This is a genomic window from Streptomyces sp. NPDC005761 (assembly GCF_040630635.1).
GTDB lineage: Bacteria > Actinomycetota > Actinomycetes > Streptomycetales > Streptomycetaceae > Streptomyces.
Map to the genome: position 1 here is coordinate 427,698 of NZ_JBEXXX010000001.1, position 14,447 is coordinate 442,144.

At 70.0% G+C, this 14,447-nt stretch carries 11 protein-coding genes; 8 read left to right on the forward strand and 3 right to left on the reverse strand.

Annotation, left to right across the window (positions count from 1 at the left end):
- The first annotated feature begins 64 nt into the window (after nucleotides 1–64).
- From ABZ434_RS01910 to ABZ434_RS01930, 5 genes are all read left to right on the forward strand, one after another.
- Nucleotides 65–535: a septum formation initiator family protein gene (locus ABZ434_RS01910; protein WP_359131341.1), complete on the forward strand. Its 471-nt coding sequence runs from the start codon at nucleotides 65–67 to the stop codon at nucleotides 533–535.
- Nucleotides 536–617: 82 nt separating this feature from the next.
- Nucleotides 618–1,157 (forward strand): DUF501 domain-containing protein, encoded by a 540-nt coding sequence (locus ABZ434_RS01915; protein ID WP_359131342.1) that lies wholly within the window; start codon nucleotides 618–620, stop codon nucleotides 1,155–1,157.
- Nucleotides 1,158–1,277: 120 nt separating this feature from the next.
- Nucleotides 1,278–2,222 carry a Ppx/GppA phosphatase family protein gene (locus tag ABZ434_RS01920; RefSeq protein ID WP_359131423.1) on the forward strand — a complete coding sequence of 315 codons (945 nt, stop codon included), beginning with the start codon at nucleotides 1,278–1,280 and terminating at the stop codon, nucleotides 2,220–2,222.
- A 433-nt stretch (nucleotides 2,223–2,655) separates the two neighbouring features.
- Nucleotides 2,656–4,041, forward strand: coding sequence for an NAD(P)/FAD-dependent oxidoreductase (locus tag ABZ434_RS01925; protein WP_359131344.1), 1,386 nt, complete (start codon nucleotides 2,656–2,658; stop codon nucleotides 4,039–4,041).
- A 360-nt stretch (nucleotides 4,042–4,401) separates the two neighbouring features.
- A complete protein-coding gene (locus tag ABZ434_RS01930) occupies nucleotides 4,402–5,706 on the forward strand; it encodes a cyclopropane-fatty-acyl-phospholipid synthase family protein (RefSeq protein ID WP_359131345.1) in 1,305 nt (434 codons plus the stop codon).
- Nucleotides 5,707–5,775: 69 nt separating this feature from the next.
- Here the strand turns inward: ABZ434_RS01930 and ABZ434_RS01935 are convergent, their stop codons facing one another.
- From ABZ434_RS01935 to ABZ434_RS01945, 3 genes are all read right to left on the reverse strand, one after another.
- Nucleotides 5,776–8,304 carry an FtsX-like permease family protein gene (locus tag ABZ434_RS01935; RefSeq protein ID WP_359131346.1) on the reverse strand — a complete coding sequence of 843 codons (2,529 nt, stop codon included), beginning with the start codon at nucleotides 8,302–8,304 and terminating at the stop codon, nucleotides 5,776–5,778.
- Between the two features lie 133 nt (nucleotides 8,305–8,437).
- On the reverse strand, nucleotides 8,438–9,208 hold the full coding sequence (locus ABZ434_RS01940; RefSeq protein WP_359131347.1) for an ABC transporter ATP-binding protein: 771 nt from the start codon (nucleotides 9,206–9,208) through the stop codon (nucleotides 8,438–8,440).
- Between the two features lie 214 nt (nucleotides 9,209–9,422).
- The gene (locus tag ABZ434_RS01945; protein WP_359131349.1) at nucleotides 9,423–10,442 is read right to left on the reverse strand and encodes a LacI family DNA-binding transcriptional regulator; all 1,020 of its coding nucleotides are present in this window, start codon (nucleotides 10,440–10,442) and stop codon (nucleotides 9,423–9,425) included.
- Between the two features lie 223 nt (nucleotides 10,443–10,665).
- On the opposite strand from ABZ434_RS01945, the gene ABZ434_RS01950 reads away from it, so the two are divergent.
- From ABZ434_RS01950 to ABZ434_RS01960, 3 genes are all read left to right on the forward strand, one after another.
- A complete protein-coding gene (locus tag ABZ434_RS01950; protein WP_359131351.1) occupies nucleotides 10,666–12,402 on the forward strand; it encodes an ABC transporter substrate-binding protein in 1,737 nt (578 codons plus the stop codon).
- A 119-nt stretch (nucleotides 12,403–12,521) separates the two neighbouring features.
- Nucleotides 12,522–13,517, forward strand: a complete 996-nt coding sequence (locus ABZ434_RS01955) for an ABC transporter permease (RefSeq protein WP_359131354.1) — start codon at nucleotides 12,522–12,524, stop codon at nucleotides 13,515–13,517.
- Nucleotides 13,514–14,440 carry an ABC transporter permease gene (locus tag ABZ434_RS01960; RefSeq protein WP_359131355.1) on the forward strand — a complete coding sequence of 309 codons (927 nt, stop codon included), beginning with the start codon at nucleotides 13,514–13,516 and terminating at the stop codon, nucleotides 14,438–14,440. Before ABZ434_RS01955 ends, ABZ434_RS01960 begins: the two co-directional genes overlap by 4 nt.
- The last annotated feature ends 7 nt before the right edge of the window (nucleotides 14,441–14,447 follow it).

Genomic DNA, 14,447 nt, shown 5'->3' on the forward strand with positions numbered 1-14,447 from the left:
CCGTCCCCGCACTCGGTCCCGTACCGTGTGCGGGGACGGACGTGCGTAATGGGGAGGCGGAGACATGGCCGCGAAGGACCGGGACCGGTTCTCCACCGCGACCCGGCTGCGGTTGCTCGGAGAGCAGACCGCCGCCCGCGTCTACCGCTCCCAGAACCGCCGGCAGGCCCGCCGCTCCCGGCTCACCGGCCGGGCCGCGTTCCTGGCGCTGATCGTCTGCTCACTGATCGTCGCCCTCGCGTATCCGATGCGGCAGTACGTGTCGCAGCGTGACGAGATCGCGGACCAGGAGCGGCTGGCGCAGGAGGCCGAGGCGCGTACCGAGGAGCTGCGCGACGAGAAGGCGCGGCTCCAGGACGACGCGTACATCAAGCGGCTGGCCCGTCAGCACCTGCACTACCTTCTTCCCGGGGAGACCGGCTACACGGTGGTCGACCCCGACGCGGTCAAGGAGCGCAACGGGAAGCCGGCGGACACCGACCGGCCCTGGCACTCGAACCTGTGGGACGGCGTCGACAGCGCCGACCGCGGCTGAGCCGCATCCCCTTCTTGTACATCTGCTCCTGTACCTGTGCAGAACCGCGGTACGGGCAGTCCGATCAGAACCCTAGGCAGGCATGGAAACGCCCCCTCCCCAGACCGAGTCCACCGCGCCCACCGATGCGGACATCGCCGCGTTCCAGCAGCAGCTGGGGCGCCCGCCGCGCGGTCTGCGCGCCATCGCGCACCGGTGCCCGTGCGGAAACCCGGACGTGGTCGAGACCCAGCCCCGGCTGGAGGACGGAACGCCGTTCCCGACGACGTTCTACCTGACGTGCCCGCGTGCGGCTTCCGCGATCGGCACGCTGGAGGCGAACGGGGTCATGAAGGACATGACCGAGCGCCTCGGCACGGACCCCGAGCTGGCCGCCGCGTACCGGGCCGCGCACGAGGACTACATCGCGCGGCGTGACGCCATCGAGGTGCTGGAGGGCTTCCCGAGCGCGGGGGGCATGCCGGACCGGGTGAAGTGCCTGCACGTGCTCGTCGGGCACTCGCTGGCCGCCGGCCCGGGCGTGAACCCGCTCGGGGACGAGGCGATCGCGATGCTGCCGGAGTGGTGGCGCAAGGGGCCGTGCGTCTCGCCGTGCGGCGGTGCGGACCCGGACGAGGGCTGAGGGTTCACCGGGGGCTCCGCCCCCGTGCCCCTGCTCCTTGATCGCCGGAGGGGCTCGGGAGGGGCGCCGTAAGAGCTTGGGCGGCCGGCGGAGGGTATGGACGATGCACAGGAGTACTTCATGACGCGCGTGGCCGCCATCGACTGCGGTACCAATTCGATCCGGCTGCTGGTCGCCGACGCCGACCCCGCCACCGGGGAGCTCGTCGAGCTCGACCGGCGGATGGAGATCGTCCGGCTGGGGCAGGGTGTCGACCGGACCGGGCGGCTCGCGCCCGAGGCGCTGGAGCGGACCTTCGCCGCCTGCCGGCGGTATGCCGAGGCGATCAAGGAGCACGGCGCGGAGAGGATCCGCTTCGTCGCCACCTCCGCCTCCCGGGACGCGGAGAACAGGGACGACTTCGTCCGCGGGGTGCTGGACATCCTGGGCGTCGAGCCCGAGGTGATCACCGGTGACCAGGAGGCCGAGTTCTCGTTCGACGGGGCCACCAAGGAGCTCGTCGGGCGTGACGACCTCGCGAAGCCGTACCTGGTCGTGGACATCGGGGGCGGCTCCACCGAGTTCGTCGTCGGTGACGACCGGGTGCGGGCCGCCAGGTCCGTGGACATCGGCTGTGTCCGGATGACCGAACGCCATCTCATGCGGGACGGCGTCATCAGTGACCCGGCCGGGCCGGCCGCCGTCGACGCGATCAGGGCCGACGTCGAAGCCGCCCTGGACCTGGCCGAGGAGGTCGTCCCGCTCGCGTCCGCGGCCACGCTCGTCGGTCTCGCGGGGACGGTCACCACCGTGGCCGCGATCGCGCTGGGGCTCGAGGAGTACGACCCCGAGGCGATCCATCACTCTCGCATCTCCCTGGAGCAGGTCCGGGAGATCACCGGCAGGCTCCTCGCCTCGACCCACGCCGAGCGTGCGGCGATCGGCGCGATGCACCCGGGGCGGGTCGATGTGATCACCTCGGGGGCGCTGATCCTGCTGGCGGTGATGGAGCGGACCGGGGCGCGCGAGGTCGTCGTCAGCGAGCACGACATCCTCGACGGCATCGCCTTCTACGCGGCTCGTTAGAGCCTGTCCGCAGAGGGCGTGAATCCTGCTCATCGGCACTCCGGCCTGCACTTCTGAGCCGCTCCGGACCGCCTTCCGGACGGCTTCGGGGACACGCCGCGACGAAGTTCGTGAACTTCTTCACAAGGAATCCGGCCCTCTGGGCCGGACTTCTGCGCCGAACGGGCCCGCAGGGGGGTGTGCGGGGCCGCACGCGTCGCATACGGGCGGGTTCCGGGCGCGTTGCGGCTGGGTGAATTCGAGGCGTGGTCCACCCTGCCCGGCGGCTCAAGGGCCAGCTCACAAGCGGTGAACAACGTTCGCCAGGGGTTCGTGGTTCCCCTGTGTGGCCATGAACTGGGTCACGGGGGCGGCGAAGTGTAGCAGAGGGTGGGCAATAGCTTGTGAAGGGGCTCACGAGCGTGCCCCCCGAGGGGGGTGGATACTCGATGGCATGAGCACCACGGAGCGTCCCAGGATCCTCGTAGTAGGCGGTGGGTACGTAGGCCTGTACGCAGCTCGGCGCATTCTGAAGAAGATGCGCTACGGCGAGGCGACCGTCACGGTCGTCGACCCCCGGTCGTACATGACCTACCAGCCCTTCCTCCCCGAAGCTGCTGCCGGCAGCATCTCGCCTCGGCATGTCGTCGTCCCGCTGCGACGCGTGCTGCCCAAGGCTGAGGTCCTCACCGGCCGCGTCACGACCATCGACCAGGACCGCAAGGTCGCCACGGTTGCGCCGCTCGTCGGCGAGGCCTACGAGCTGCCCTTCGACTACCTGGTCATCGCGATGGGCGCTGTCTCCCGCACCTTCCCGATCCCCGGCCTTGCCGAACAGGGCATCGGCATGAAGGGCATCGAGGAGGCCATCGGCCTGCGCAACCACGTCCTCGAGCAGCTGGACAAGGCCGACTCGACGACCGACGAGGACGTCCGCCGCAGGGCGCTGACGTTCGTCTTCGTGGGCGGCGGTTTCGCCGGCGCGGAGACCATCGGCGAGGTCGAGGACATGGCCCGCGACGCGGCGAAGTACTACACGAACGTGAAGCGCGAGGACATGCGCTTCATCCTCGTCGACGCCGCCGACAAGATCCTTCCCGAGGTCGGCCCGAAGCTGGGCACCTGGGGCCGGGAGCACCTGGAGTCCCGTGGTGTCGAGGTCTTCCTCTCGACCTCCATGGACTCCTGCGTCGACGGCCACGTGGTGCTGAAGAACGGCCTGGAGGTCGACTCCAACACCATCGTGTGGACCGCCGGTGTGAAGCCGAACCCGGCGCTGGTCCGCTTCGGTCTGCCGCTCGGCCCCCGTGGTCACGTCGACACCACCGAGAAGCTCCAGGTGCAGGGCACGGACTACATCTGGGCCGCGGGCGACAACGCCCAGGTGCCGGACATGGTCGGCCGCAAGGCCGGCAACCCGAACGCCTGGTGCCCGCCGAACGCGCAGCACGCGCTGCGGCAGGCCAAGGTCCTCGGTGACAACGTCATCTCCGGGATGCGCGGCTTCCCGCAGGGCGACTACAGCCACGCCAACAAGGGTGCCGTCGCCGGTCTGGGCCTGCACAAGGGCGTCGCGATGATCGTCATGGGCAAGGTGAAGATCAAGCTCAAGGGCCGTCTCGCCTGGTACATGCACCGCGGCTACCACGGCATGGCGATGCCGACCTGGAACCGTAAGATCCGGATCTTCGCCGACTGGACCCTGGCGATGTTCCTCAAGCGCGAGGTCGTCTCGCTGGGCGCCATGGAGACTCCCCGCGAGGAGTTCTACGAGGCCGCCAAGCCGGCGCCGGCCCCGGCCGCCGCCAAGCCCGTGGGCGAGAAGGCCAAGGCCTCCTAGTCCCACCCGGTCGGGAGGGCTCCGGCCCTCCGGTCCGGACCGCGGATCTGCGTATCCGCGACAGTCAGTCGTACGACGTCCGAAGGGGCCGTCCGCCATCCGTGGTGCGGACGGCCCCTTCGGCGTATCGGTGCAGGCCGGCGCGCCAGGCGGTGGGGGAGTGCGGGGGCCGGAGTCCCGGCGGATGCATGTGCGGTACAAGTATTTTGCCGTTCCATTGCGCAGTAGCGGGATGGCCCGGCCACCGGAAACTGTTGAGGGGGGTACCTCGCCGTGGCGCCAAGGGCGCCGGGGCGTGGTCCGAGACATGTGTGGGCATGTCTGGGCACGTCGGGAAACACCATCACGGAGGTGTGCGCCATGGCAGACGCCGCATTGCGGCTGACCGCTCTTGCCCAGGAGTTGCTGGGAGAACCCCTACCGGTCCGCATCCGGGCCTGGGACGGCAGCGAGTCCGGACCCCCCGGCGCACCCGTCCTCGTCATCAGGAACCGCCGTGCCCTGCGCCGCCTGCTGTGGAAGCCGGGCGAGCTGGGCCTCGCCCGTGCGTGGGTGGCCGGGGAACTCGACATCGAAGGCGATCTGTACGGGACCCTGGATCTGATGGCCGGGCTCATCTGGGAGCGCGGCGGCGAGGCGAAGGACAGCGTCCACCCGGTTCGCGACCCGAAGCTGCGCGCCGCCGCCAAGGGACTGCTGCGACTGGCCGGCCCCTGGCCCCCGCCCCCGCCGCCACCCGAAGAGGTACGCCGCCGCGCCGGCACCCTGCACACCAAGCGCCGCGACAAGGAGGCCATCAGCCACCACTACGACGTGGGCAATGACTTCTACGAACTGGTCCTCGGTCCGTCCATGGTCTACTCCTGCGCCTACTGGGAGGACGGCGGGAATCTCGAGGACGCCCAGCGCGACAAGCTCGACCTGGTCTGCCGCAAGCTCGCGCTGAAGGAGGACGACCGCCTCCTGGACGTCGGCTGCGGCTGGGGCTCCATGGCCATCCACGCCGCGCGTGAGTACGGCGCCCGCGTCACCGGAGTGACCCTCTCCGTCGAGCAGGCGGCCTTCGCCAGGAAGCGCATCGCCGAGGAGGGCCTGACGGACCGGATCGAGATCCGGGTCCAGGACTACCGGGACGTCAGGGACGGCCCGTACGACGCCATCTCCTCGATCGGCATGGCCGAACACGTCGGCTCGGTCCGCTACCGCGAGTACGCCGACGACCTCTACGCACTCCTCAAGCCCGGCGGGCGCCTCCTCAACCACCAGATCGCCCGCCGCCCGGAGAAGGACGAGTCCGCGTACCACGTGGACGAGTTCATCGACGCCTACGTCTTCCCGGACGGCGAACTGGCCCCGGTGGGCCGGACCGTCGCGACCCTCGAAGAAGCCGGTTTCGAGGCCCGCGACGTCGAGTCGCTCCGCGAGCACTACGCCCTGACCCTGCGCCGCTGGGTCGCCAACCTGGAGAAGGACTGGGAGCGCGCGGTGCGGATGACCTCGCCCGGCCGGGCCAGGGTCTGGCGCCTCTACATGGCCGCCTCCGCACTCTCCTTCGAGCACAACAAGATCGGTGTGAACCAGATCCTCGCGGTCCGCCCGGACGACGGCGGGGGCTCCCGCATGCCGCTGCGCGCCCGCGACTGGAAGGCCGGCGCGACCGGCTGACCCCGGACACGGCCGGGGGCCGGGACCCGCATCGGCGCGTCCCGGCCCCCGGAGGGTACTGAGGTGTCGCTACTCCGTCTTGATCGCCGTCAGCATGTTCAGCTTCGCGGCGCTGCGGGCCGGCCACAGGGCGGCCAGGACCCCCACGAGCCCGGCCAGCAGCAGGAAGACGGCGATCCGGCCCCACGGCAGGACCAGGACGTACTGCGGGATCTGCGCCGCCACCGTCTGCCCGATCGCCCAGCCGAGGAACACCCCGAGCCCGATGCCGACCACCGCGCCGAAGAGCGAGATGACCACGGCCTCCAGCCGGATCATGCGCTTGACCTTGCGCCGGTCCAGGCCGATGGCCCGCAGCATGCCGATCTCCTGCTGACGCTCGAACACCGACATGGCCAGGGTGTTGACGACCCCGAGCACCGCGATGATCAGTGCCATGGCCAGCAGCCCGTACATGATGTTCATCGCGAGGTTGATGGAGCCGCCGAACATGTCACGGATGTCCTTGCGGTCCATGATGCTCATGCCGGGGTTGTCACCCAGGGCGTCCACCAGTGCCTGCTCGTGGGCAGCGCTCGCGCCGCCGTCCGTCTTCACCCAGATCTCGCGGATGTCCGCACGTCCCTGGTGCGGGGCCACGACGTCACGGGGGATCAGGACCGGCGAGAGGAACTCGTTGTCCTTGTAGAGGGCGCCGACCTTCAGGCTCCCCTTCTTGTCGTCCTCGTACGTGACCGGGACGCTGTCCCCCGTCTTCCAGCCGTGCGACTTCGCGGTCTTGTCCGAGACGGCGATCTCGCCCTTGCCCAGGGAGTCCAGGGAGCCCGAGCGGGTGTCGACGGTGAGGACCTTCTCCACATCACCCGGGGTGACGCCGGACGCCGAGAGCTCGGCACCGTCGATCGTCAGCCATACGGACTGCTGGGGCGAGACCGCGGTGACGCCGGCGGCCTTCTCCAGCGCGGTGAGCGCCGACTCGTCGAGTGCGTCGCCGCTCGCCATCGACACCATGTAGTCGGCCTTGATGTTGTCCGTCGTCACCTTGTCGACCGCCTGGCCGAGGGTGACGCCGAGCACCGAGATGCTGGTGACGAGCGTGAGGCCGATCGCCAGTGCGGAGGCGGTGGCGCCGGTGCGCCGCGGGTTGCGGACCGCGTTCTGCGAGGCCAGCTTGCCGGAGACCCCGAACAGCCGCTGCAGCAGCGGGCGCACCAGGGCGATCACGGGGCGGGACAGCAGCGGGATCAGGATGATGATGCCGATCAGCGTCAGGAAGGCACCGCCCGCGATGAGGAGCTGGCCGTTCGACCCGCCCTGCGCCGCGCCTCCCACGACCGCCGCCCCGCCGAGCAGGGTGATGACGCCACCGATCGAGTTGCGCAGCACCAGGGACTTCACCGTGGCCACCGCGTACTGGCTGTTCATCGCCGCGACGGGCGGGATCTTCGCGGCCCGCCGGGCGGGCAGCCAGGCGGCCAGCACGGTGATCAGGACGCCGACGCCGAAGGCGGCGACGACGGTGAGCGGTGCGACGACCAGCGGTCCGGCCGGGATCTTGCCACCGATCAGGCTCATCGCGGAACGCAGCCCGGTGGCGAGGCCGAGGCCCAGGACGAAGCCGACGACGGACGCGATCAGACCGACCACGGCCGCTTCGAGCAGCACCGAGCGCTTGACCTGGCGGCGCGAGGCGCCGACGGCGCGCAGCAGTGCCAGCTCCTTGGTGCGCTGGGCGACCAGCATGGTGAAGGTGTTGGCGATCAGGAAGATGCCGACGAAGAGGGCGACGCCCGCGAAGGCGAGCAGCAGCTTGTTGAGGCTGCTCAGGGCGGTCTCGGTCTGATCGGCCTGCTCGTCCGCGCGCACCTGGCCGGTCTTGGCCTCGGCGTTCTCGGGGAGCAGGGGCTTGACGGCGGCCAGCAGCTGCTGGTCGGAGGTGCCGGGCGCGGCGGAGACGTTGACGTCCCTGAACTCGCCCGGCCGCAGGAACAGCTTCTGGGCGACGGGGGTGTCGAACAGGACGAGGCTGCCGCCGGCGTTGACGGCGCCGTCCTCAGTGGTGAAGACCCCGGACAGGGTGTACTCCTTCACCGGTCCGTTGGTGGCGACCCGTACCTGGTCGCCGACCTCGTACTCGCCCTTCTCCGCGGTGTCCTTGTCCAGGGCGACGCTGCCCGCGGCGGTCGGTCCGGAGCCGTCGGTGAAGGTGTACTGCGCGTCCTGGCCGTCCTTGCCGGGGGCGAAGTTGGAGCCGGTGTTGGACCAGCCGTTGCCGATGAGCTTGCCGTCGGGGTCCGCGACCCCGGCGAAGCCGTCGACCCGGCCGGTGGCGGTGTCCACCCCGTCCAGGGCCGCGATCTTCTTCAGGGTGGCGGCGTCGATGGCGGCGGTCTTCTCGTCGCGTTGGTCGGCGTAGGTGGTGACGGCGACGGCGATGTCGTCGTAGCTCTTGGCCGACTGGTTGCGGAAGGCGTTGCCGAGGGTGTCGGTGAAGACCAGGGTGCCGGAGACGAAGGCCACACCGAGCATCACGGCGAGGACGGTCATCAGCAGCCTGGCCTTGTGCGAGAGCACATTGCGCAGGGCGGTACGGAACATGTCTGTCAGTCCTGGGAGGGGGAGGGGTTCCGGATGGGGTGGGGGCTGGGGGTGTCGTCGGACCGCGGGCGCCGCCCGAAGGGCAGGCGGCAGTTCGACGACACGACCCGGGGGCCCGGGGGGAGGCCGGGGCTCAGCTGGTGCGGCCCTTGGCGTCGAACGCCTTCATCCGGTCCAGCACCCCGTCCGCGGTGGGGTGCATCATCTGGTCCACGATCGCCCCGTCCGCCAGGAAGATGACCCGGTCCGCGTAGGAGGCGGCGGCCGGGTCGTGGGTCACCATGACCACGGTCTGGCCCAGTTCGCGCACCGAGTTGCGCAGGAAGCCGAGGACCTCGGCGCCTGAGCGGGAGTCCAGGTTCCCGGTGGGCTCGTCACCGAAGATGATCTCGGGCTGCGAGGCCAGGGCGCGGGCCACCGCGACGCGCTGCTGCTGGCCGCCGGAGAGCTCGGTGGGGCGGTGCTTCAGCCGGTCGGCGAGGCCCACCATGTCGATGACCTTGCGCAGCCAGTCCTGGTCGGGCTTGCGGCCGGCGATGTCCATCGGCAGCGTGATGTTCTCCAGCGCCGAGAGCGTCGGCAGCAGGTTGAACGCCTGGAAGATGAAACCGATCTTGTCGCGGCGCAACTGGGTGAGCTGCTTGTCCTTGAGGGCGCCCAGCTCCGTCTCGCCGATGCGCACCGAACCGCTGCTGAAGCTGTCGAGGCCGGCCACGCAGTGCATCAGCGTGGACTTGCCGGAGCCCGACGGGCCCATGATCGCGGTGAACTCGCCCTGCGGGAAGTCCACGGTGACCCGGTCCAGCGCGGTCACCTTGGTCTCGCCCTCCCCGTAGACCTTCGACAGTTCCGTGGCGCGGGCGGCCACCGCGGTGGCGCGGTGAGCGGTGGACATGGTGGTCACGGGAGACTCCAGGGTCGGGTTCGTACGGGACGGGCGCCGCCCGGCGGCCCCGCCGGGCGGCGGGCCGGGGGCCGGGGCACTGCTCCATCGTCTCCGCCGATCGGCCGCGGGTCGTCAGTCCCGGTGCCCGTTCCGGGGCCAGCCTTGAGTCGCACCGCGGGGGTCCTCGCGTCCTCCTGCGGTATGACACCGGCCCGCGGGGGCTCCTGGACGGTCAGCGGGGCGGGGCCGTGGATCCCCGCGGGACCAGCCGGGCCGCCGCGTCCTCGAAGCCCGCCGCCGTCCCGTCGGTGACCAGGGAGAGCAGGGTGCGTGCGGCGTGGCCTCCGTACGCCGGGATGTCGCGGCTCAGCGCGGTGAGCGGCGGCCGGACCACGCGGGAGAGCTGGGAGTCGTCCCAGGCGACGAGGGAGAGGTCGCCCGGCACGTCGAGCCCCATCTCCTGGGCCACCGACAGGCCCGCCACGGCCATGAGGTCGTTGTCGTAGATGACGGCGGTCGGGCGCCGCGGGGAGCTGATCAGCCGTCGTGTCGCATGGGCGCCGTCCTGGCCGGAGTAGTCCGTGTGGACGATGACCGGTGCGCCGAGGCCGAGTTCGGCGCAGATCTCCCCCTGGGCCCGGTCACGCAGCCCCGTGTGGTCGAGACCGGGCAGCCCGGCGACCCGGGCGACGGACCGGTGGCCCAGGGCGGCGAGATACGTGAGGGTGTCCCGGAGTGCGGTGTGCTCGTCCGACCACACGGCGGGCAGCGGGCCGGCCGCCGAGGGGTGGCCGATCACCACGGCCGGCAGGCCCAGTCCGACGACGCCCTCGATCCGCGGGTCGAGGCTGCGCAGGTCGGCGAGGAAGACACCGTCCACCCGGCCCTCGCCCCACCAGCGGCGGTAGACCTCCAGTTCCTGGGCCGGATCGGTGACGACCTGGAGGAGCAGGGCGCAGCCGCGCGGGGCCAGTTCGCTCTCGATGCCGCTGATCAGCTCCATGAAGAACGGCTCTATGCCGAGCAGCCGGGCGGGCCGGCACAGGGCGAGGCCGACGGCGTCGGCCCGGGCGCGGGTGAGGGCCCGGGCCGCGCTGTTGGGGCGCCAGCCGATCTCCTGCGCGATGGCCTTGATGGTGGCGCGGGTCGCCGCGGAGACGCCCGGCCGGTCGTTCAGCGCATAGGACACCGCGACCTTGGAAACCCCGGCGCGACGCGCTATGTCGGCGATCGTGGGGCGGTGTCTGGGCAATGCGACCTCGCTTAACCGGTTCGTAAGAGGTGAAACTCCTTCGGTGGCCGTTCTCTCATGAACTGCTCCTCCCTCACAGCGATGATCGCTCAACTGCCCCTGGAAATAAAGAGATGGGAGCGCTCCCGCACCCTTGACATGCCCTCCTGGCGGCCTTAGCTTCACGGCACTTACCCGGTTCAGTAACTCCGCTCGGCAGGGACGGCGGGGAGAAGGAGGGACGATGGGCACGGGATTCCGGGGACGGATCGCGGCCACGCTCGCCGTGATCGGACTCGCCGCCACCGCGTGCACGGGGGGCGGCTCCTCGGCGGGCGGTTCCGGTGGCGCGGGCGGTGGCGGGGGCGGCGCGCTCCCGCGCAACGAGACGCTGTACACCACCGGTACGCAATGGGGGCCGCCGGCCAACTACAACCCGCTGCACAACTGGGACCACGCCACCGGCACCAAGGGCCTGGTCTACGAGACGCTGTTCCACTTCGACCCCAACGCCGGCAAGCTCACGCCCTGGCTGGCGGAGTCGGGCAGCTGGACCGGCGCCAAGACGTACGAGGTGAAGCTCCGGCCGGGCATCACCTGGTCGGACGGCAAGCCGCTGACCGCGAAGGACGTCGCGTACTCGTACGGGATCGGCAAGATCGAGGCCTCGTCCTTCCACACCCTGTGGAGCTGGCTGTCGGACGCGAAGGCCGTGGACGCCATGACGGTCCGCTTCACCTTCAAGGAAGCCCGCTACCAGGAGTGGGACTTCACCCTCTACGGGCAGCCGGTCGTCCCGGAGCACATCTGGAGCAAGCGCCCCGAGAAGGAGATCCTCGACGGCGTCAACGACAAGCCGGTCGGCACCGGCGCGTACACGCTCAAGAGCCACTCCCAGGACCGGGTCGTCTGGCAGCGGCGCGACGACTGGTGGGGCGTCAAGGCCCTCTCCATGAAGCCCGCGCCCCGCTACATCGTCGACGTCTCCAACCCGAGCAACGAGGTGGTCATCGGCCAGCTGGGCCAGGGCCAGCTGGACCTCAGCAACAACTTCCTGCCCGGCGCCTCCTCGCTGGTCAAGAGCAAGAAGGTCGTCTCGTACTACGACAAGCCGCCCTACATGCTCTCCGCCAACACGGCCTGGCTGGTGCCCAACACCACGAAGAAGCCGATGGATGACGCGGCCTTCCGCCGGGCCCTCGCCGCCTCGGTCGACACCGGGAAGATCGTCAAGGGCGTGTACGGGGAGCTGGTCAAGCCCGCCAACCCGACCGGCCTGCTCCCGCAGTGGGACAAGTTCGTCGACCAGGACCTGGTGGCCCGTGAGGGCTTCTCCTTCGACACCGACAAGGCGAAGCAGATCCTCGCCGACGCCGGGTACAAGGACACCGACGGCGACGGCCTCGTGGAGAACAAGGACGGCTCCAGGATCAGCCTGAAGCTGGCCGTGCCCACCGGCTGGACCGACTGGATGGAGGCCGCCAAGGTCATCGCCTCGTCCGCCAAGGACGCGGGCATCAGCATCACCACCGAGTTCCCCGACGCCAACGCCCTCAACGAGCAGCGCGGCAAGGGCGCTTTCGACCTGGTCGTCAACAACGAGCGCCAGCTGTCCAGCACCCCGTGGACGTACTACGAGTACATGTTCCAGCTGCCCGTCCAGAAGCAGCAGAACACGGTCAACTTCGGCCGCTACGAGAACGAGGACGCCTGGAAGCTCGTCCAGGAACTCGGCGGGGTCAGGACGGACGACACCGAGGGCATGAAGAAGGTCATCTCGAAGATCCAGGCGATCCAGCTCAAGGAGATGCCGGTCATTCCGCTCTGGTACAACGGCCTCTGGGCCCAGTCCACCACCGGAAGCTGGACGAACTGGCCGTCGGACGCCGCGGGCGCGCCCAAGTTCGCACCGGCGCTGTGGCGCAACTGGCTGGAGATGGGCGGCTTCGAAGCCCTCACCCAGCTCAAGCCCGTCAAGTGACACGGCCGTTCTGAGAAGGACCGGCCCCGCGCCGGTCCTTCTCCTTCCATGACCGCTCCGTCGTGCGCACGCCGCCCTGACCGCCGCCCGCACGGCGGGGCTCTCTCCGGGGAGCTCCCTTGCGCCGCTACTTCGCCCGCAAACTTCTGATCTACGCGCTGACCTTCGTCGTCGCCGTCACCGTCAACTGGATGATCCCGCGCTTCATGCCGGGGGATCCCGTCGCCGCCATGGTGGCCAGGGCCCGGGTCTCGCAACCCGAGGCCGTCGAGGCCATGCGCGCCTACTACAACGACCTGTTCGGCTTCGACGAGCCCGTCTGGCAGCAGTACCTGCACTTCTGGGGCGCCCTGCTGCAGGGCGACTTCGGGCTGTCCATCTGGGTCTTCCCCAAGCCCGTCGCCGACGTACTGCTCGACGCACTCCCGTACACGCTGGGCCTGATGATCCCGGCCGTCCTGCTCAGCTGGTTCGTCGGCAACTGGGCCGGGGCGCTGGCCGCCCGCCGCAAGGTGCTCGACAACACCGTGCTGCCGGTGGGCTACCTGCTGACCGCCATGCCGTACATGTGGATCGCCGTCATCCTCGCGTGGGCGCTCGGCTCCAAGGCGGGATGGTTCCCGCTCTCCGGCGGCTACAGCCTGGACATCCAGCCGAGCTGGTCCACCGCCTTCGCCTGGGACCTGCTCCAGCACTGGGTGCTGCCGTTCCTCTCGCTCTTCCTGGTCGCGCTCGGCGGCTGGGCCATCGGCATGCGCAACATGATCATCTACGAGCTGGAGTCCGACTACTCGTCCTATCTGTCGGCCCTCGGCGCACCGCAGCGGCTCATCCGCCGCTACGCCTTCCGCAACGCCGTCCTGCCCCAGATCACCGGGCTCGCCCTCCAACTGGGCGTGCTGGTGGCCGGGGCCCTCGTCACCGAGATCGTCTTCGCCTATCCCGGGCTCGGCTCGCTGATCCTGGCCGCGATCCAGAACCAGGACTTCTTCCTGCTCCAGGGCGCGTTCCTGTTCATCGTCATCGGCGTGCTGATCGCCAACTTCCTCATCGACATCGTGTACGTCGTCGTCGACCCCCGCACCCGTACCGGCATGGCAGGAGGCCAGTCATGAGTACCGTGCCCGAACCGGCCACCGACACCGGCCCTGTCGCGGGGCCGACGGCGGGACCCGCGGCAGCGGCCGCCAAACCTGGCCGCGAGACCCTCCACTACGCCGTGCGCAACCCCAAACTCATCATCGGGTTCACCGTCGTCGTGCTGCTCCTGCTCGTCGGCATCATCGGACCGCCGCTCCTCGACAACTCCGATCCCAACGAGTACGTGGGCCCCCAGGCCGCGCCGCCCGACGGCACGTACTGGATGGGTACCACCACCTTCGGGCAGGACGTGTACGCCCAGTTCGTCCACGGGCTGCGCGCCACCTTCCTGGTCGGTGTCGTGGGCGGGGCCATCGCCGCCGTCATCGCCATGCTCGTCGGCTTCCTGGCCGGCTACCGCGGCGGAGCGGTCGACGAGATCCTCAACATGCTCACCAACGTGGTCCTCGTGCTGCCCGCGCTCGCCGTACTGCTGATCATCAACGCCTACCTCGGGGTCCGCTCGGTGGCCGTGCAGGGCCTGTTCATCGGCCTCACCTCCTGGCCATGGGCGGCGCGCGCGATCCGGGCGCAGACCTTCTCGCTGCGCACCCGGGAGTTCGTGGACCTGGCCCGGCTCAGCGGCAGCGGCACCTGGCGGATCGTCTTCCGCGAGATCGCGCCCAACATGAGCTCGTACCTCTTCATGATGTTCATCCTGCTCTTCGGCGGCTCCGTCCTGATCGCCTCCTCGCTCGACTTCATCGGGCTCGGGCCCACCGAGGGCGTCTCGCTGGGGATGATGCTGCAGAGCGCCCAGCAGTGGAGCGCGCTCCAACTCGGCATGTGGTGGTGGTTCGTCCCACCAGGGGCCGGGATCACCGCGATCGTCGGCGCGCTCTACGTCGCCAACGTCGGCCTCGACGAGGTCTTCAACCCGAAACTCCGGGAGGCCTGAGACATGA